15 protein-coding genes and 1 tRNA gene are annotated in these 16,908 nt (G+C 66.1%); 3 read left to right on the plus strand and 13 right to left on the minus strand.

The features are described from left to right. The 6 genes from ACH82I_RS05815 to ACH82I_RS05840 form a co-directional block, all read right to left on the minus strand. Complete coding sequence (locus tag ACH82I_RS05815) at nt 1-1,620, minus strand: uroporphyrinogen-III synthase (RefSeq protein ID WP_413336121.1); 1,620 nt, start codon at nt 1,618-1,620, stop codon at nt 1-3. Then, nucleotides 1,617-4,094, minus strand: a complete 2,478-nt coding sequence (gene hemA / locus ACH82I_RS05820; RefSeq protein WP_413336123.1) for a glutamyl-tRNA reductase — start codon at nt 4,092-4,094, stop codon at nt 1,617-1,619. Before hemA ends, ACH82I_RS05815 begins: the two co-directional genes overlap by 4 nt. Continuing rightward, nucleotides 4,091-4,786 (minus strand): redox-sensing transcriptional repressor Rex, encoded by a 696-nt coding sequence (locus ACH82I_RS05825; RefSeq protein ID WP_230746988.1) that lies wholly within the window; start codon nt 4,784-4,786, stop codon nt 4,091-4,093. The genes hemA and ACH82I_RS05825 overlap by 4 nt, the downstream gene beginning before the upstream one ends. A 27-nt stretch (nt 4,787-4,813) precedes the next feature. Continuing rightward, nucleotides 4,814-5,059: a glutaredoxin family protein gene (locus tag ACH82I_RS05830; protein ID WP_230746989.1), complete on the minus strand. Its 246-nt coding sequence runs from the start codon at nt 5,057-5,059 to the stop codon at nt 4,814-4,816. A gap of 74 nt (nt 5,060-5,133) precedes the next feature. Continuing rightward, entirely contained in the window at nt 5,134-5,232 is a 99-nt protein-coding gene (locus ACH82I_RS05835; RefSeq protein WP_009882927.1) for a 30S ribosomal protein bS22, read from the minus strand. Nucleotides 5,233-5,365: 133 nt separating this feature from the next. Next, entirely contained in the window at nt 5,366-6,562 is a 1,197-nt protein-coding gene (locus tag ACH82I_RS05840) for an acetoin utilization protein AcuC (protein ID WP_413336126.1), read from the minus strand. Nucleotides 6,563-6,642: 80 nt separating this feature from the next. Here ACH82I_RS05840 and ACH82I_RS05845 point away from each other — a divergent pair, with 80 nt between their 5' ends. Beyond that, a complete protein-coding gene (locus ACH82I_RS05845; protein ID WP_230746993.1) occupies nt 6,643-8,061 on the plus strand; it encodes a TrkH family potassium uptake protein in 1,419 nt (472 codons plus the stop codon). Next, the gene (locus ACH82I_RS05850) at nt 8,054-8,716 is read left to right on the plus strand and encodes a potassium channel family protein (RefSeq protein WP_230746994.1); all 663 of its coding nucleotides are present in this window, start codon (nt 8,054-8,056) and stop codon (nt 8,714-8,716) included. The genes ACH82I_RS05845 and ACH82I_RS05850 overlap by 8 nt, the downstream gene beginning before the upstream one ends. 44 nt (nt 8,717-8,760) lie before the next feature. Here the strand turns inward: ACH82I_RS05850 and ACH82I_RS05855 are convergent. From ACH82I_RS05855 to ACH82I_RS05870, 4 genes are all read right to left on the minus strand, one after another. Further along, a tRNA-Gly gene (locus ACH82I_RS05855) sits at nt 8,761-8,831 on the minus strand. Nucleotides 8,832-9,004: 173 nt separating this feature from the next. Further along, complete coding sequence (locus ACH82I_RS05860; RefSeq protein ID WP_413336128.1) at nt 9,005-10,060, minus strand: hypothetical protein; 1,056 nt, start codon at nt 10,058-10,060, stop codon at nt 9,005-9,007. A gap of 294 nt (nt 10,061-10,354) precedes the next feature. Then, entirely contained in the window at nt 10,355-12,007 is a 1,653-nt protein-coding gene (locus tag ACH82I_RS05865) for a cation acetate symporter (protein ID WP_230746996.1), read from the minus strand. Next, on the minus strand, nt 12,004-12,345 hold the full coding sequence (locus ACH82I_RS05870; protein WP_230746997.1) for a DUF485 domain-containing protein: 342 nt from the start codon (nt 12,343-12,345) through the stop codon (nt 12,004-12,006). Before ACH82I_RS05870 ends, ACH82I_RS05865 begins: the two co-directional genes overlap by 4 nt. Before the next feature lie 107 nt (nt 12,346-12,452). Between ACH82I_RS05870 and ACH82I_RS05875 the strand changes: the two genes are divergently transcribed. Next, nucleotides 12,453-13,334 (plus strand): helix-turn-helix transcriptional regulator, encoded by an 882-nt coding sequence (locus ACH82I_RS05875; protein ID WP_230746998.1) that lies wholly within the window; start codon nt 12,453-12,455, stop codon nt 13,332-13,334. Between the two features lie 56 nt (nt 13,335-13,390). On the opposite strand, the gene proC is transcribed toward ACH82I_RS05875, so the two are convergent. The 3 genes from proC to glpK form a co-directional block, all read right to left on the minus strand. Then, on the minus strand, nt 13,391-14,227 hold the full coding sequence (gene proC, locus ACH82I_RS05880; RefSeq protein ID WP_413336131.1) for a pyrroline-5-carboxylate reductase: 837 nt from the start codon (nt 14,225-14,227) through the stop codon (nt 13,391-13,393). Nucleotides 14,228-14,257: 30 nt separating this feature from the next. After that, nucleotides 14,258-15,241, minus strand: coding sequence for a sugar phosphate isomerase/epimerase family protein (locus ACH82I_RS05885; RefSeq protein ID WP_413336133.1), 984 nt, complete (start codon nt 15,239-15,241; stop codon nt 14,258-14,260). 128 nt (nt 15,242-15,369) lie between these two features. Beyond that, nucleotides 15,370-16,902 carry a glycerol kinase GlpK gene (glpK, locus tag ACH82I_RS05890; RefSeq protein ID WP_413336135.1) on the minus strand — a complete coding sequence of 511 codons (1,533 nt, stop codon included), beginning with the start codon at nt 16,900-16,902 and terminating at the stop codon, nt 15,370-15,372. Between the last annotated feature and the right edge of the window lie 6 nt (nt 16,903-16,908).

A 16,908-nucleotide genomic window follows, 5' to 3' on the forward strand; every position in this document is an offset into this window, starting at 1 on the left:
TCAGGCCTTCTTTCTGCGGCGTGTCTGACTGGGCCGGCTCGGGGTCGTCCCGGCGGCCAGGTCCTCCTGCCGCTTCGCGAGTGCATAGTCGACGAGTCCGTCGATGAGTGAGGTGAGGTTGGCTTCCTCGGCCAGCACGTCGACGCGCAGTCCGTGCTCGGCTGCGGTGTTGGCCGTGGCCGGGCCGATGCAGCAGATCACCGAGCTCGGCGCCGGTTTGCCGGCGATGCCAACGAGGTTGCGCACCGTCGACGAGGAGGTGAAGAGGAAGGCGTCGAAGTCGCCGGCCTTGATGGCCTCGCGGATCGGCGCCGGCGGCGGAGAGGCCCGGACGGTACGATAGGCGGTGACGTCGTCGGGGTCCCAGCCCTTCTCGAGCAGCCCGGACACGAGCACTTCGGTGGCGATGTCGGCGCGCGGCAGCAGCACCGTGTTCATCGGGTCGAGGTCCTCGACGTACTCGGGCCAGGAGGCGGCAAGGCCCCGGGCCGAGTGTTCGCCCTCGGGCACGAGGTCGGGGGTGATGCCCCAGTCCGTGAGCGCGGCGGCGGTGCGCCCGCCGACCGCTGCGACCTTGACCCCGGCGAGGGCACGGGAGTCGAGCCCGAAGTCCTCGAACCACATCCGCACGGCCCGCACGGCGTTGACCGAGGTGAATCCCACCCATTCGTAAGAGCCGTCGACAAGCCCGCGGATGGCCTTCTCCATCTGCGTCGGAGTCCGCGGGGGCTGGACGGCGATCGTCGGCACGACGGTGCCGACGGCACCCAACTCTCCGAGCGCCTCGGCGGTGGAGGTGCCCTGTTCCTTGGTCCGCGGGATGAGGACCTGCCAGCCGAAGAGCGGCTTGGACTCGAACCAGCCGAGTTCGTCCCGCGAATCCACACCTTGTCCCATGATGACCACCATACGGTCCGAACCGCTGTGGACCATCGTCAGGGCCTGGCGGAGGGTGGTTTCGATGCTCGTCTGCTCGGTCGTGGAGACGTCCCAGCCCAGCAGCACCGTCGTCTCCTCGTCCCAGCCGTCGTCGAGCAGGGCGCGGATGGCCTGCTCGTGTCCGGCGGCGGAACCCGTGAGGACGTGTGTGGTGTTGCGGTGGCGGGAGACATCGACGTGAGTCTGCGGTCCGGCCTCGATGAAGCGGACTGAGCGGACCCGATTCGTCGTCAGCGCGGTGCCGGTGAAGGCCGCGGTCGACGCGGACAGGCCCACACCCGGGACGATCTCGACCTCGACCTCGGCCTTGCGGCACACGACAGCCTCGGCGGTGGTCGTGGTGAAGATGATGCCGTCGTCGTTGCTCAGCCGGACCACAGTCTTGTCGGGGCGGGCGAGCTCGGCGAGCTTGCGCCCGCGGGTCGAGGCCGTGGCGCCGAGGGAGGAGGCTTCGATGAGCTCGGCGGCCTGGGGCACGTAGGCGGTGACGATCTCCGAATGCACATCGGTGTCGTAGACGACGAGTTCGGCATCGGCGAGGATGTCGGCCCCGCGCATGGTCATCAGTCCGGCTTCGCCGGGCCCGCTGCCGATGAAGACGACGCGCGGTGCCTCGGGCAGCAGCCGGCGCGGCTGCACCTGTCCCGTCTGGCTCGAATTCGCTCCGGCGTCGCTCGTCATACCTGCTCCTGGGCCTTGACGGGGGTGAGGTGGTCCGCCGAGGCGGCGGGATCGATGCCGAGCTGACCCAGCAGGTCCTCAGCGGCGGCGATGCCCAGCTCGTCGGCGATGCGGGCGAGTTCCTTCCCGGCGATCGAGACCGCGGTCTCGGACTCGGAGGACCAGTCGACATCGGGCACGATCGGCAGTTCGGCACGCTGGCGGGTGCGCGCGAGCTTTCCGTCGTCATCGGCCATGACGGCGTCGACGACGAATTCCCGACCGTCGATCGTGGCCAAGGCCCCGATGGGGGCCGAGCATCCGGCCTCGGCGCGGGACAGGATGGCCCGTTCGCAGGTCACCGCCAGGTCGGTGGTGACATCGTGGAGGCGGCGCAGCGCGGCCCGGACCTCGACGTCGGCGGCCATAGCGTCGGTGTCCACGGCGTAGGGGCTGTCGGCACCCCGGGTCTCCACGGCCAGGGCACCCTGGCCCGGGGCCGGCAACATGGTGCTGAAATCGAGGGAGTCGGTGGCCTCGGCCAGTCGTCCGATGCGGCGGACTCCGGCGGCGGCGAGGACCACCGCGTCGAGGCGGCCGTCGCGGACGTGGGCGATGCGGGTGTCGACGTTGCCGCGGACCCCGCGGACCTCGATGTCGGGGCGGGCGGCACGCAGCTGCACGGCACGCCGGGGTGAGCCGGTGCCGATCACGGAGCCGGCGGGCAGCTGGGACAGGCTGAGCCCGTCACGGCCGATGAGGACGTCGGCAGGGTCGACCCGGGGTGGGATCGCGGCCATCTGGATGCCCGCCTCGGGGGTGGTGGGCAGGTCCTTGAGCGAGTGCACGGCGATGTCGATCTTGCCCTGGTGCAGGGCCTGCCGGACCGCGGAGACGAAGACGCCGGTGCCGCCGAAGCCGGCCAGGGGCGACATGTTGACATCGCCTTCGGTGACGACCTCGACGATCTCGACCCGCCAGCCGGTCAGGGCGGCGAGCTGATGGGCGATCGCCGTGGACTGGGAGCGGGCGAGCTGGGAGCGGCGAGTGCCGAGTCGGATGGTCCGGCCGGAGAAGTTCTCGGGTTCGACGACGTCGAGGGTGTGATCGGCCACGGGACGGATCCCGTCGGCCTCGATGTGGTTCGGGCTCGAGGCGGTCGCGACCTTCGTCTCGGGCTTCGTGATCGCGTGGGCGACCTTGTTCGTGGGCAGGTCGAAGAGCTGCATGAGGGCCTGCGCGTAGTCCACGTCGGTCTCGCTCACAGCCAGTTCCTTGACCTTGACGGTCGGGGTGTGGATGAGCTTCTCCGCGACCCGGTGCAGGGACTTGCGGACCTCCGCGAAGGACTTCGCGTCGATGCTCTCGCCCAGCTTCTTCTCCAGCCGGGCGGTCTCGGCTGCGAGCACGTCCTTGGCGTGGGAGCGCAGGGCAGTCACGGTCGGTGCCACGGCGCGTTCCTTGGCTCCGGTCTCGATCTTCGAAAGCTCCTCGTCGATGATCCGACGCACGGATTCCACGGTTTCGACGACCTGGGCGTCACGCTGCTTGTCGGAGCTGGTCAGCATGGTCCGGATCTCGCCGAGGCCGAACAGGGCGACGTGCTCGAATTCGCGGACGCTGGGGTCGATGTCGTGGGGCAGGGCGAGGTCGACGAAGGCCTTGTTCGCCGCACCCTTGGGATTCTGGGCGAGACCGGCGACGATGTCGTCACGGCCGACGACCACGGCGCGGGCACCGGTGCAGGAGACGATGAGGTCTGCGTCGGCGATCTCCTCGGCCATGATCCGCGGTGTCAGTTCGCGGGCTCGGCCGCCCACCTCGGCGACGAGGCGCTCCGCCTTCTCAAGGGTCCGGTTGAGCACGGTGATCCGGCTGACGCCTTCTTTGTGCAGACCCGAGACGACGAGCCCCGACATCGCACCGGCCCCGATGACCAGGGCGTTCGCTGCGCGCAGGGAGCCGATGTGGGCGGCGGAGGCTTCGAGGGCGGCGCTGAAGAGCGAACGGGCGACCTCGTCGAGGCCGGTCTCCGAGTGCGCACGCTTGCCCACCCGCAGGGCCTGCTGGAGGGCGTGGGAGAGACCGGAAGTCAGTGCTCCGGCCGACAGCGAGTCGGTGAAGGTCGAGCGCAGCTGGCCGAGGATCTGGGCCTCGCCGATGGCCATCGAGTCGAGCCCGCAGGCGACCTTGAGCAGGTGCTGCATGGCCTGGGTGTCGTAATGGGCATAGAAGTGCCCGGCGATGTCCGACCATTCCTTGTCGATCGAAGACACCAGCGCATTGCCGAGGTCGGCGAGCCCGCCGTGGAAGGCGGTGACGTCGGCGATGAGTTCGAGGCGGTTGCACGTGGAGAGGACGGCGAGTCCGTCCACGTTCTCACCGGCGATCGCGTCGCTGCGCAGCTCGGAGACCTCGCCGGCGCGGAAGGCCAGCGCATCGAGCATGTCGATCGGCGCCGACTGGTGCGAAATGCCGAGAACCAAGAGAGTCAATGCCTGTGCTCCTCAAAACCTGGATTGAGCGGTGCCGAATCAAGCGCCGAATAGTATGCGAGTACTTGCAGCTCACTGGCCAGATCGACCTGATGCACGCGGACGGTGTCCGGGGCGTCGAGCACGGTGGGTGCGAAGTTGAGGATGCCGCCGACTCCCGCGGCGGCGGCCGTGCGGGCTGCCGCCGGAGCGGCGGAGGCGGGCGCGGCCATGACCACGAGGTCGATGTGTTCGGGCCAGGTCGCAAGCTCGTCGAGGCGGGAGATCGTGATCCCGCCGATCGCGGTTCCGATCTTCTCCTCGTCGATGTCGAAGATCGCGATGAGTTCGAGGCCGCGGCGTCGGAATCCGGCATAGTCGGCCAGGGCCGAACCGAGGCGTCCGGCGCCGATGATGGCCACGCTCCGGGAGCGGTCGAGTCCGAGGAACGTCCGCAGCGTGGACGTCAGGTCCTCACACGAGTAGCCGACCCCGCGACGGCCCGAACGGCCCAGCTGTGACAGGTCCTTGCGCAGGATCGACGGCGACACCCCGCTGTGCGCGGCGAGTTCATCCGAGGACACGGTGGTCCGACCAGTGGCACCGATCGTCTCGATCGCCTGCAGGTAGATCGGGAGTCGGGAGATCACGCGTTCGGGTACGTCCTTGCGAACGACACCCTCAATCCTGTTGGCGGACAGAATCTCGCCCACGAATCCGTGTCACTCCTTCATTCGATCTCATGCTCCCAGAGCGTCGAGCGCCCTGGTCAGCCGGTTCTTCTCGACCCGATGGAAGCTGTGCTGCCGCCCGTCGAGGAGGACCACCGGGACGTCCCAGCCGTACTGTCCGGCCAGGTCGTCGTCGGTGTCGATATCGACCTCGCGCACGCTCACGTCTCTGCCTCCGACCACCTCGGCGATGGTCTCACGTGCACTCTGGCACAGATGGCAGTCGACGCGGGTGAGGAAGGTCAGCTCGACCATGGTCTGCTCCTCATCGGGTGCAACAAACCCCGCCGAAATGAATTCGAGCGGGGGCGTAGGACCGTGACTCGGCCTTACTTCTTGTTGCGACGCTGGTGACGTGTCTTGCGAAGCTGCTTACGGTGCTTCTTCTTCGACATACGCTTGCGGCGCTTCTTGATGACTGAGCCCACGCGGGTACCCCTTGTGCTTGTCGGTGGAGGTGAACATCAGGTGCCCACCCTTTGAACTAACCGTGCAATTCTATCGCTTGGCCGCCCGCATTCCCAAAACTGTGTCGCGATCCACAGCAGGGCGGGGATCTCGTCAGTCGAAGTACGGGTCGAGTCCGAAGAAGGGGAAGAGGTTCTTCCGGGTTCCCATCACCGCCCGGTCGAGCTCGGATTCGGGGTCGAAGCCGTTCGTCCAAGCCGTGAACTCCCCCGCATAGCCGTCGGTCATCGACAGCGGAGCCTCGCGACCGGTCTTCGTCTGTGCGTAGTGGGCCCAGCGGCCGGGGATCCGCGCGGCCGGATCGATGTCGAGTCCCGCGGAGATCGCCAGGAGATTCGTCCAGGCCCGGGGCACGACGTCGATGATCGAATAGCCCCCTCCCCCGACGGAGAGCCAGCGGCCCTCGGCGTGGGTCTCGGCCAGTGAGCGGATCATCTCCGCGGCCACCCGCATCGCGTCCACGCTCAGTCGCATGTGCGTCAGCGGGTCCGAGCGGTGCCCGTCGCAGCCGTGCTGGGAGACGATGACGTCCGGGGCGAAGCCGTCGATGATGGCCGGGACGGTGGCGTCGAAGGCACGCAGCCAGTCGGCGTCTCCGGTGCGCGGGGGCAGGGCGATGTTCGCCGCCGAGGCGGCCGCCCGGAGTCCGCCGATGTCTGCGGCGAAGCCGGAGCCGGGGAAGAGGAATTTGCCGGACTCGTGGATCGAGATCGTCAGCACCCGGGGGTCGTCCCAGAAGAAGGTCTCGACGCCGTCCCCGTGGTGGGCGTCGATGTCGATGTAGGCGATGCGTTCAAAGCCTGCGTCGAAGAATTCGTGGATCGCTCCGGCCGCGTCGTTGTAGACGCAGAACCCGCTGGCCTTGTCCGGCATCGCATGGTGCATACCGCCGGTGAAGTTCACGGCGTGGGCGAAGTCACCGGAGATGATCGCCTGTGCGGCATCGACGGAGCCTTGGAACAGCATCGCCGAGGCGGTGTGCATGTTCTCAAATCCGGGGACGTCCTCGGTGCCGATCCCGTACCGCTGGGCATCCTCGTCACTCAGACCCGCTGCGGTGCCGGCCTGCTTCACCGCGGAGATGAAGGCGGCGTCGTGGAGGCGGGCGAGCTTGTCCTCGTCGATCTCGCCGACGGTGTTCACGTGGACGTTGGCGGCGTCGAAGAGCCCGAAGTCCATCGCCAGCTTGGCGGTCAGGTCGAGCCTGAGGGGGTGCATGGGGTGGCTGGGACCGAAGTTGTATCCGGTCACCGCATCGTCCCAGACGACATACACATCGCTATCGGCCATGTGCTCCATGCTATATGGCGCAGTTCACTTGCGCCGATTCCCGTCCGCGGAGATCTGATTCCCGTCCGCGGAGATCTACCATGGTGCTTGTGTCCAAGAATTCCTCGCAGCGCTTCGATCGGCTGCTGCGGCCCGGCCGGTGGGTCCGCGACTTCGTCGACGACCTCGCCGTCGCCTCCCCCGCACGCCTGGCCATCGGCTCCTTCCTCGCCGTGGTGGCGCTGTTCGCGATCCTGCTGATGCTCCCGGCGAGCATGCGCGACCCGGGTTCGGTCGGACAGGCCGAGCACATCGCCAATGCCGTGTTCGTCGCGGTCTCCGCGGTGTGCGTGACCGGGCTGACCCCGGTTGTCACGGAGAGCTACTGGTCGGACTTCGGCGTCTCGGTCATCACCGCCGGCATCCAGGTCGGCGGTCTCGGGATCCTCACCCTCGCCTCGGTGCTGGGGATGGCGGTGTCCCGCCGCCTCGGCGTGCGGCAGCGGCTGATCGCCCAGCAGGCCACCTCGGCGCTCAACTTGGGCCAGGTCGGCACACTTCTCAAGACCGTGGTCATCACCATCGTCACCGCCGAGGCGATCCTGGCGCTGCTCCTGTTCCCGCGGTTCCTCATCCGCGGGGAGAGCCTCGGCGATGCCGTCTGGTATTCGGTGTTCTACTCGATCTCGGCGTTCAACAACGCCGGCTTCACCATCCACCCGGGCGGCGGGGCCTACTTCGCCTCGGATCCGTGGATCCTGTCCCTGCTCATGCTCGGAGTCTTCGTCGGCGCCCTCGGCTTCCCGGTCGTGCTGATGATCGCCATCCAATGGAACCATCCGAAGCGCTGGGACCTGCACACCAAGCTGACGCTGACGACGACGACCGCGGTGCTCGCGATCGGCCTGCTCTTCCTGCTCATCTTCGAGTCCGCGAACCCCGCCACGCTCGGGGACAAAGGGGCCGGGCACACCTTCGTCGAGGTCCTGTTCATGGCGGTGATGCCGCGTTCGGGCGGGTTCGCGACGATGGAGATCGCGGACATGAGCCAGGCCTCCCACCTGCTCATGGACCTGATGATGTTCATCGGCGGCGGATCCTCGTCCACGGCCGGCGGGATCAAGGTCACCACGGTCGCGGTGCTGGTCCTCGCCGCCCTCGCCGAGGCCAGAGGAATGCAGGATGTGCACGTGTTCGGGCGGCGGCTGACCTCCTCGACGATCAAGCTCTCGATCTCGATCCTGCTCACCGGCGCAACCATCGTCTTCATCGGCACCCTGCTGATGCTCCAGATCAGCGCCGAACCGCTCGACCGGGTGCTGTTCGAGGTGATCTCCGCCTTCGGCACGGTGGGTCTGAGCTCCGGAGTCTCGGCTTCCGTGTCCGAATCCGGGCTGTACGTGCTCTCGGTGATCATGCTCATCGGACGTCTGGGTACGATTACACTTGCGGCAGCCCTGTCCATGCAGGACACGGTGCGCCTGTACCGCTATCCCGAAGAAAGGCCGGTCGTTGGCTAACGAGAACACCTCAATCCTGGTCATCGGGCTCGGACGCTTCGGGTCGTCGACGGCGGCGACCCTGGCCAAGCTGGGCCGGGAGGTGATGGCTATCGAGCACAGCGCCGAACTCGTCAAGGACTGGAGCGGCAAGCTCACCCACGTCGTCGAGGCCGATGCCACGAACATCGACGCCCTGCGACAGGTCGGGGCCGGTGACTTCTCCACCGCCGTGGTCGGCATCGGCACCTCGATCGAGGACAGCGTGCTGACGACGGCCAACCTCGTCGACCTGGGCGTGGGTCAGGTATGGGCGAAGGCGATCTCGCCCTCGCACGGCAAGATCCTCCACCGTATCGGCGCCCACCACGTCCTCTACCCCGAATCCGATGCCGGCAGACGGGTGGCGCACCTCGTGAGTTCGCGGATGATGGAGTACATCGAGTTCGACGAGGGCCACTTCGCGGTCGTGAAGATGCGTCCGCCCCGAGAGATCCAGGGGTTCACGCTCAGCGAATCGGGAGTGCGCGACAAGTACGGTGTGACGATCGTGGGCATCAAGAGTCCCGGTCGCGACTTCACCTATGCGGAGCCGACGACACGTGTGGGCAAACAGGATCTGCTCATCGTCGCCGGCCACGTCGAGCTGCTCGGTCGCTTCGCCGGCCGGCCGTAGGGGCGGGTTGGCGCAGACTTGCCGCGCTGTGCGGGCACAAAGAGAGCGGGCGACGGGAATCGAACCCGCGTCGTCGGCTTGGGAAGCCGAAGCTCTACCATTAAGCTACGCCCGCGAATCGTGTCTGACCTGGGGTCGAACGACTCGCCACCAGTGTACAGCCTCGGCGAGCTCGCTCAGCCACAACCGCTGGGAAGAAGTCCCTGTGCCATGTACTTGTCCGTGACACTCGGTCTTCTGGCAAGCGGTTGACCCGGGCGTTGCGGGCAGCTCGGCGCTTTCGCCGCATCAGCGGTCCTGGAAGCCGCGCAGCTGGGGCACTTGACCGAACAGTCGCGTCGCACAGTCCTCCAGCCGTGTCGCATCGGCGAAGGTGAGCCTGACGATCCGATATCCCATCGCGATGAGCCGATTCGTCTGCAGCGCCTCCTTCTGCATGAGCGGAAAGCCGTTGTCGGCATATTTGGTCACTCCATCGACCATGACGATCGTCTTCGTCTCGCGGTGCAGAAAATCGACACGCGCGATCGTCCGCCCCGCATCGACAATGTCGACCTGCTGTTCGAAGCCGGTCAGCTTGAGCAGACGAAGGTTGTACGAACAGCGGCTCTCCGCATAGCTCTCGGAGAACGGACCGATGATCGAGGCCAGATGTGCTGCACGCTTCCGGCCCTTTGTCAGCCGGTCGAGTACGGGAGCGAACTCCTGCTCGACGACTCCCTGCGCGAGCCTCGCGGTATCGGGCGCGTATCCCACGAGAGCTGCGTGATCGGCCGCCTTCGCCGAGCCGAACACCCTCAGCCGCAGGCATGATTCAAGTGCCGCAAACCCCTCGGCTTCCCCGAGCTGTCCGACGAGGTCGAAGCCGGTGCGAATCGGAGAGGTCAGCGCCATCTTGCCGATCCGAACCACATCCTCCTCCGGTATCGGCCTCGTCGTGCGAGTGATGTCTCGACTGGCACCGCGCCGGGAAGGATTGGCGATGCGGACCCGTCCCCGAGGCGGACGATACAGAGGAAGCTCGTGGATGAACGCCGCCGAACTCCCCCAGACGACGTCATCGGGCCAGTAGTGAGGGTACGAGGCCACACACAGCTTCTCGATCGTGTCGAGAAGTCTGTAGCTTCGCCGCCCCGACTTGTCCGTCTCCTCTCGCACCATTGCGATCCACGCCTCGTCACTGATGAGGGCTGCGATCGGCCGGTGCTCGGATCGACCGCAGCGGCGAATGATCGAGTACATTCCATAGGTCAGTTTGAGAAGGCAGCAGCCGATCGCGTGTGAGATGAGCCTGCTGTTGCTTCCGTGGCTGCGCAGTTCGGAGGTTCGCACGACGTTGTACATCCACTGATCATCCTGGCAGCGGCGAATGGGGGCAACGACGGCAGATCCCCTTGGGGAAACCGCTTCCCCATCCACAGGCAATCTGCACGCGAGTCCGGCTCCTATCCCCAGCCGATCTGCCTCGAGTGGGCCATGCCTGGCCAGGAAGTGGCGCAGAAAGGTGCGGCAAACGACCGGAAGTTCGGCGAATGGGCTCCAGCCATGCACAACCGCTCGCCAGAAGTCCCTGCGCACGGAACTAGTCCGGTACACAGGGACTTCTGGCGAGCGGTTGTCGGCGAGGGCGCGACGGCGCTAGTGCTCCACGGCCTCCTCGGCGCCGAAGCCGGTGTGAGCGCGGACGTCCATCTCCGCGGCCAACTCCGGGCTCTCGACGGTCCGGTCGGAGATCGATCCGATCCAGCCGAGGATGAACCCGAGCGGAATCGAGATGATTCCCGGATTCGACAGCGGGAAGATCACGAAGTCGGCGCCCGGGATCATCGCGGTCTCCGAACCGGAGACGACCGGGGAGAAGGCGATGAGCAGGATCGCCGAACCGAGGCCGCCGTAGATCGACCACACCGCACCGCGGGTGGTGAAGCGCTTCCAGAACAGCGAGTAGATGATCGTCGGCAGGTTCGCGCTCGCCGCGACCGCGAAGGCCAGGGCGACGAGGAATGCGATGTTCTGACCCTGCACGCCGATGCCGCCGATGATCGCGACGGCACCGATGACGATGACCGTGCGACGGGCGATCTTGACCTCGGCCTCCGAGTCCTCGACCTTGCCCTTCTTGATGACATTGGCGTAGATGTCGTGGGCGAACGAGGCCGCGGCGGTGATCGCCAGCCCCGCGACCACGGCGAGGATCGTCGCGAAGGCCACCGCGGAGATGAAGCCCATCAGGATGGGCCCGCCGAGGTGGAGTGCCAACAGCGGTGCCGCTGAGTTCACTCCGCCCGGGGCTTCCTTGATCGCATCGGCGCCGACGAGCGCGGCGGCACCGTAGCCGAGGACGAGGGTGAAGAGGTAGAAGGCGCCGATGAGCCAGATCGCCCACACCACGGAACGCCGGGCCTCCTTGGCCGTGGGTACCGTGTAAAAGCGCATGAGCACGTGCGGCAGTCCCGCCGTGCCGAGCACCAGGGCGAGCGCCAGGGAGATGAAGTCGAGCGGGTTCTCCCCGTACTGCAGACCCGGATTGAGCACGGCCTCGCCGACACCCTCGGCCGCATTGTCCGCCGCGGAGGCCAGCAGGGTCGAGAGATTGAAGCCGTTGAGCGCGAGCACCCAGATGGTCATCGCACCGGCACCGGCGATGAGCAGGACCGCCTTGACGATCTGCACCCAGGTGGTGCCCTTCATTCCGCCGACGAGCACGTAGATGATCATCAGCGCGCCGACGACGGCGACGACCAGCGACTGGCCGACCTTGCTGTCGATTCCCATCAGCAGCGAGACGAGTCCGCCGGCTCCGGCCATCTGCGCGAGCAGGTAGAAGAAGCACACGGCGAGTGTCGACAGCGCCGCCGCCATGCGCACGGGCCGCTGCTTGAGGCGGAACGAGAGCACATCGGCCATGGTGAACTTGCCGGTGTTGCGCATGAGCTCGGCGACGATGAGCAGAGCGACGAGCCAGGCGACGAGGAAGCCGATCGAATAGAGGAATCCGTCGTAGCCGTTGACGGCGATGGCCCCGCAGATGCCGAGGAAGGATGCCGCCGAGAGATAGTCGCCGGAGATCGCGAACCCGTTCTGGGGGCCGGTGAACGACCGACCGCCGGCATAGTAGTCGGAGGCGGACTTGTTGTTGCGGCTGGCCCGCAGCACGATGAACATGGTCACCGCGACGAAGGCGGCGAAGATCGTGATGTTGAGGACCGGGTTGTTCTCGACCTCGGTCACACCCTGGGAGACGAGATCGACTCCGGATGCGAAGAGGTCTCCGATGGCCAAGGTGCTCATGAGGTGTGTCCTTCCGACTCCCGCTGCAGGCGCTCACGGATCTGCGAGGCCGGCGGGTCGAGCTTCTTGTTGGCGAACGAGACGTAGAACATCGTGATCGCGAACGTCGAGACGAACTGCAGGAGCCCGAGGACCAGCCCGACATTGATTTCGCCCGCAACCTTCGTCGACATGAAGTCATGGGCGTAGGTGCTGAGGATGACGTAGAGGAAGTACCACGCCAGGAATGCGATCGACAGCGGTATCACCACTGAGAATCTCTTGCGCTTGAGCGCCTTGAAAGCGGGATCGTCCTCTTCGGCGAGGAAGTCGACCCGCTGGGTGGCAGGATCGGTCATAGCTTCTCCTTCATATGTGCAGAACTACGGTGGTCTGGATCACATACGTTCAAACTAACGCTCAGTATGTACTGGGGAATACCACCGAAAGTTGGTAGCTTATTCACATGAATGCGAAAGGCAGAGAAACCCGGGTGCTCAAGGCCGAGACCCGCCGGCTGTTCGTCGAAGCAGTCGACTCCCTGCATCGCAGCGGAACGGGCGATGTCGTGTTCGGCGGGATGGTCGAAGAGGACTCGGTCGCCGTCGAGGCTGTCGCCGGCGCCGGCAAGGACAGACTCTCGTCACTGGTCGTGAGCACCGGGCGCGGATTGGGCGGACGCGCGATGACCGAGGGAACGCCGCAGCTGACCAGAGACTACGAGATCGATCCCTTCATCACCCACCACTATGACGAAGAGGTTCTGGGCGAGGGGATCAAGGTGCTCATCGCCGTGCCCACCCTTCGCGGCGGAGACGTGACGGGGATGGTCTATTGCGGTCACCGCAGCGACTATGCCGCGGCCGCTCAGCAGACCGGTGATCTGGTCAAGCGGGTTCGGCAGCTCTCGGTCGACCTCGGACGGCTCGGACAGCCCTCACTGCGCAAGGCGGTCCCGGAGCCCGAGCAGCGTTACTCCGACCTCGATGCGTCCAGCCGCGAGGCGCTGCGCCACACCTACGCCGAACTGCGCGCCATCCGCTCCGAGCTCGCCGACGACGAGACAAGGGACCGTCTGTCCTCGGTGGAGAACCGGCTCGCGGACATCCTCTCCGGCCACAATCCGGACCTGGTTCCGACCCCGACGTCGAAGGTGAGCCTGTCTCCCAGGGAGACGGACATCCTCTCCCACGTCGCCCTGGGATGGTCGAATGCCAGGATCGCCGAGGCGCTGAAGCTCCGTGAGTCGACGGTGAAGTCCTATCTCAACACCGCCATGGTCAAACTCTCGGCCAGGACCCGGCACGAAGCCGTGTCGATCGCTCGATCCTCGAGCATCCTGCCCTGAAGGACGGCTGCGCTCACGGCTGCGTCGCTGCTGACCCAACAGCCGCCGCTGGGCACTCAGCCGTTGATGACCTCGGAGTTCTCCCGCTCCATCTCAAGGGAGCGGTCACCGGCGGCACGGGCGGCCGCCTCGGCGATGTCGAAGATTCTGGAATCGAGGAACTGTGAGAGCCCGGCCAAGGTGGTCCCGCCCTTGCTGCTCACGGCCTGGCGCTGCGCGGCCGGGTCGGGCTTCTCGCTGAGCAGTCGACCGGCGCCGTCTGCGGTGGCCACGACCATCTGCTTCGCGGTCTCCTCGCTCAGCCCCATCTTCACCCCGGCGGCGATCATCGCTTCGGCCAGGAGGAAGAAATAGGCGACACCGGACCCGGAGATCCCGGTCATCGCGGGGATTTCGGATTCGGAGAGTTCGACGACGAGCCCCGCTCCGGACAGCAGGGTGTGCAGGGTCTCAACGGTGGCGGCGTCCACCTCGGCGTCGGGGGCCAGCGCGATGACGCCGTGGCCGATGGAGCTGGGGGTGTTCGGCATGATCCGGACGATCGGGTTGCCCGGCGCGAGGACCGCCAGGTCGGAGGACGCGACGCCGGCCGCCATGGACACGAGCACGGCCTGCGGGTCGAGTTCGGCGGCGAGGTCGCGCAGCGTCTCTGCCATCATCCAGGGCTTGACGCCGAGGAAGACGAAGTCCGCGCCGGCGGCGGCCTTTCGATTGGCCTCAGGATCGTCCTCCACGGCGGTGACCGTGGCGTTCGGGAGTTCGGTCGAGAGCCTCTGCGCCGAGGCGGTCGAATTCGTTGTGGCCCTGACCTCGAGGTTCTCGTCGGCGCTGAGGATTCCCTTGATGAGTGCCGAGCCCATGTTTCCCGTGCCGATGGAGGCGATGGAGGTCAATTCGGACCTTCCTTTCTCATTGCGTCTGGTTCAGTTCTTCCCGGTGCGATCCGAGGTGCGCACATGGCTGCCGGAGTTGCGGTGCGGGCCGCGGTCGTTGAGTCCGAGATGCTTGCGGGCGAAGGCGATCGAATCGGCGAGCATCTGCTCCCGGGTCGACTGCTTGCGCTGGAAGCGGGTGTTGACCTCGACGACCACGTCGCCGGACCAGTCGTGTTTGGCCAGGTACTGCAGCGTCTCTGCCACCGGCATGGTGCCGGCTCCGGGGACGAGGTGTTCGTCCTTGAGTGAGCCGGAGCCGTCGGTGAGGTGAACGTGGCGGAGTTTGTCGAAGATCTCGGCGACGGTGTCGACCGCGTTCATACCGGCCGTGGAGGCGTGGGAGAAGTCGAAGGTGAGGTTGTCGTAGTCCTCGTCGAGCGGATTCCAGTCCGGGTAGTAGACGAGGATCTCCCGCAGGCCCGCCCGCCACGGGTACATGTTCTCCACGGCGAGTGCGACTCCGGTCTCCTCGGAGACCTGACGGACCCCGTCGACGAAGCCGAGCGCGTATTCGCCCTGCCAGCGGAAGGGCGGATGGAGGACGACGGTCGTGGCGCCGACCTCCTTGGCGAGGTTCGCGGTGATCCGCAGCTTCTCCCAGTGGTCCTTGTGGAGGACCCTGGGCAGGAACAGCAGGGTCGGAGCGTGCAGCGACATGACCTCGAGGCCGGTTTCAGCAGCGAGGCCGTTGATGAGGTCGACGTCGCGGGTCTCGGCATTGTGGGTGACCATGATCTCGACGCCGTCGTAGCCGTGCTTGGCCGCCTGGGAGAAGGTCTCCTGCACGGTCATCGGGGACACCGAGGAGCTGGAGAGACCGAGCCGGATGGGATGTTCGGAGACGTGGTGGGCGTCGTGGTCGTAGACCTCGTGAGAATCGAAGTAATTGCGATGGCGTCGGGAATTCGAGCGCGCGGAATTCTTGGTGGTGTACACCTTGCGCTGGGACTTCGACCGCTTCGAGCTGCTCATCGACTCCATTTTAACGCCCCGAAATTCCACGTTTGCTCAGAACCGCCCCTCCCACTGCTACCCGACGGGGGCTGAGCTACCTGGCGCCAGGTAGCTCAGCCCCCGTCGGGTAGCAGTGGTGGTGGGGATCAGCCGTAGAGTTCTTCGACGTCCTCGTCGACCCACTTCTTCGACTTGTCGACCGCCTTGGACCAGAGCCGGTAGACGCGGTCGACCTTCTCCTCGTCCATCTCGGGGTTCCAGCGCTTGTCCTCGTGCCAGTTGGCCTTGACGTCCTCTTCGCCGTTCCAGAACTTCACAGCGATTCCGGCCGCATAGGCCGCACCCAGGGCCGTGGTCTCGACGACCTCGGGACGGATGACGGGAACGCCGAGGAGGTCGGCCTGGAACTGCATGAGCGTCTCGTTGGCGACCATGCCGCCGTCGACCTTGAGCTCGGTGAGTTTGACGCCCGAGTCGAGGTTCATCGCATCGAGGACCTCACGGGACTGGAAGGCCACGGACTCGAGAGCCGCACGGGCGATGTGATTCTTATTCACATAGCGGGTGAGGCCGACGATGATGCCGCGGGCATCGGATTCCCAGTGCGGGGCGAAGAGACCGGAGAATGCCGGGACGATGTAGCAGCCGCCGTTGTCCTCGACCTGCTTGGCCAGGGTCTCGACCTCCGGGGCGTCCTTGATCAGGCCCAGGTTGTCGCGGATCCACTGCACCAGCGAACCGGTGACCGCAACGGATCCCTCCAGGGCGTAGACCGCCTCGGCGTCGCCGATCTTGTAGGCCACGGTTGTGAGCAGACCGTTCTTACTGGCCACGGGCTCGGTGCCGGTGTTGATGAGCATGAAGTTGCCGGTGCCGTAGGTGTTCTTGGCCTGGCCCTTCTCGAAGCAGGCCTGCCCGAAGGTCGCCGCCTGCTGATCGCCGAGGATGCCGCAGATCGGGGTGTCGATGATCAGCCCGTTCTTCGCACCGTAGCCGTAGATCTCGGAGCAGGACCGGATCTCGGGCAGCATGGAGACCGGGATCCCCATGTCGGAGGCGATGTCCTCGTTCCAGTCGAGGGTGTCGATGTTCATCAGCATCGTCCGCGAGGCGTTCGTGACGTCGGTGACGTGGACTCCCCCGTTGGTGCCGCCGGTGAGGTTCCAGATCACCCAGGTGTCCATGGTGCCGAAGAGCAGGTCACCGGCCTCGGCGGCTTCCTTGACCCCGTCGACGTTGTCGAAGATCCACTTGGCCTTCGGTCCCGCGAAGTAGGTGGCCAGGGGCAGACCCACTCGGTCCTTGTACTTATCGGGTCCTTCGTCTCCGGCGAGCTCGTCGCAGACCTTCTGGGTGCGGGTGTCCTGCCAGACGATGGCGTTGTAGACGGGTTCGCCGGTGTTCTTGTTCCAGACCACCGTGGTCTCACGCTGGTTGGTGATGCCGATGCCCTCGAGCTGGTGCCTGTTGATGTTGGCCCTGCTCAGCGCCTGGCCGATCGCTTCGTTCGTGTTCTTGATGATCTCCGTCGGGTCGTGTTCGACCCAGCCGGCGCGGGGGAAGATCTGCTCGTGCTCGAGCTGGCCCGAGGACACGATCTGTCCCTCGTGGTCGAACACGATCGCCCGCGACGAGGTGGTTCCCTGGTCGATTGCGAGGATGTACTTTTCCTGGCTCATTCTTGA

This window comes from Brevibacterium sp. GP-SGM9, from assembly GCF_047300845.1.
GTDB lineage: Bacteria > Actinomycetota > Actinomycetes > Actinomycetales > Brevibacteriaceae > Brevibacterium.

Coding starts and splice junctions, on each gene's coding strand:
- ACH82I_RS05815 (WP_413336121.1), bottom strand. CDS start 1,620: ATGACGAGCGACGCCGGAGCGAATTCGAGCCAGACGGGACAGGTGCAG.
- ACH82I_RS05830 (WP_230746989.1), bottom strand. CDS start 5,059: ATGGTCGAGCTGACCTTCCTCACCCGCGTCGACTGCCATCTGTGCCAG.
- ACH82I_RS05840 (WP_413336126.1), bottom strand. CDS start 6,562: ATGGCCGATAGCGATGTGTATGTCGTCTGGGACGATGCGGTGACCGGA.
- ACH82I_RS05845 (WP_230746993.1), top strand. CDS start 6,643: ATGGTGCTTGTGTCCAAGAATTCCTCGCAGCGCTTCGATCGGCTGCTG.
- ACH82I_RS05860 (WP_413336128.1), bottom strand. CDS start 10,060: ATGTACAACGTCGTGCGAACCTCCGAACTGCGCAGCCACGGAAGCAAC.
- ACH82I_RS05865 (WP_230746996.1), bottom strand. CDS start 12,007: ATGAGCACCTTGGCCATCGGAGACCTCTTCGCATCCGGAGTCGATCTC.
- ACH82I_RS05870 (WP_230746997.1), bottom strand. CDS start 12,345: ATGACCGATCCTGCCACCCAGCGGGTCGACTTCCTCGCCGAAGAGGAC.
- ACH82I_RS05875 (WP_230746998.1), top strand. CDS start 12,453: ATGAATGCGAAAGGCAGAGAAACCCGGGTGCTCAAGGCCGAGACCCGC.
- ACH82I_RS05885 (WP_413336133.1), bottom strand. CDS start 15,241: ATGAGCAGCTCGAAGCGGTCGAAGTCCCAGCGCAAGGTGTACACCACC.
- glpK (WP_413336135.1), bottom strand. CDS start 16,902: ATGAGCCAGGAAAAGTACATCCTCGCAATCGACCAGGGAACCACCTCG.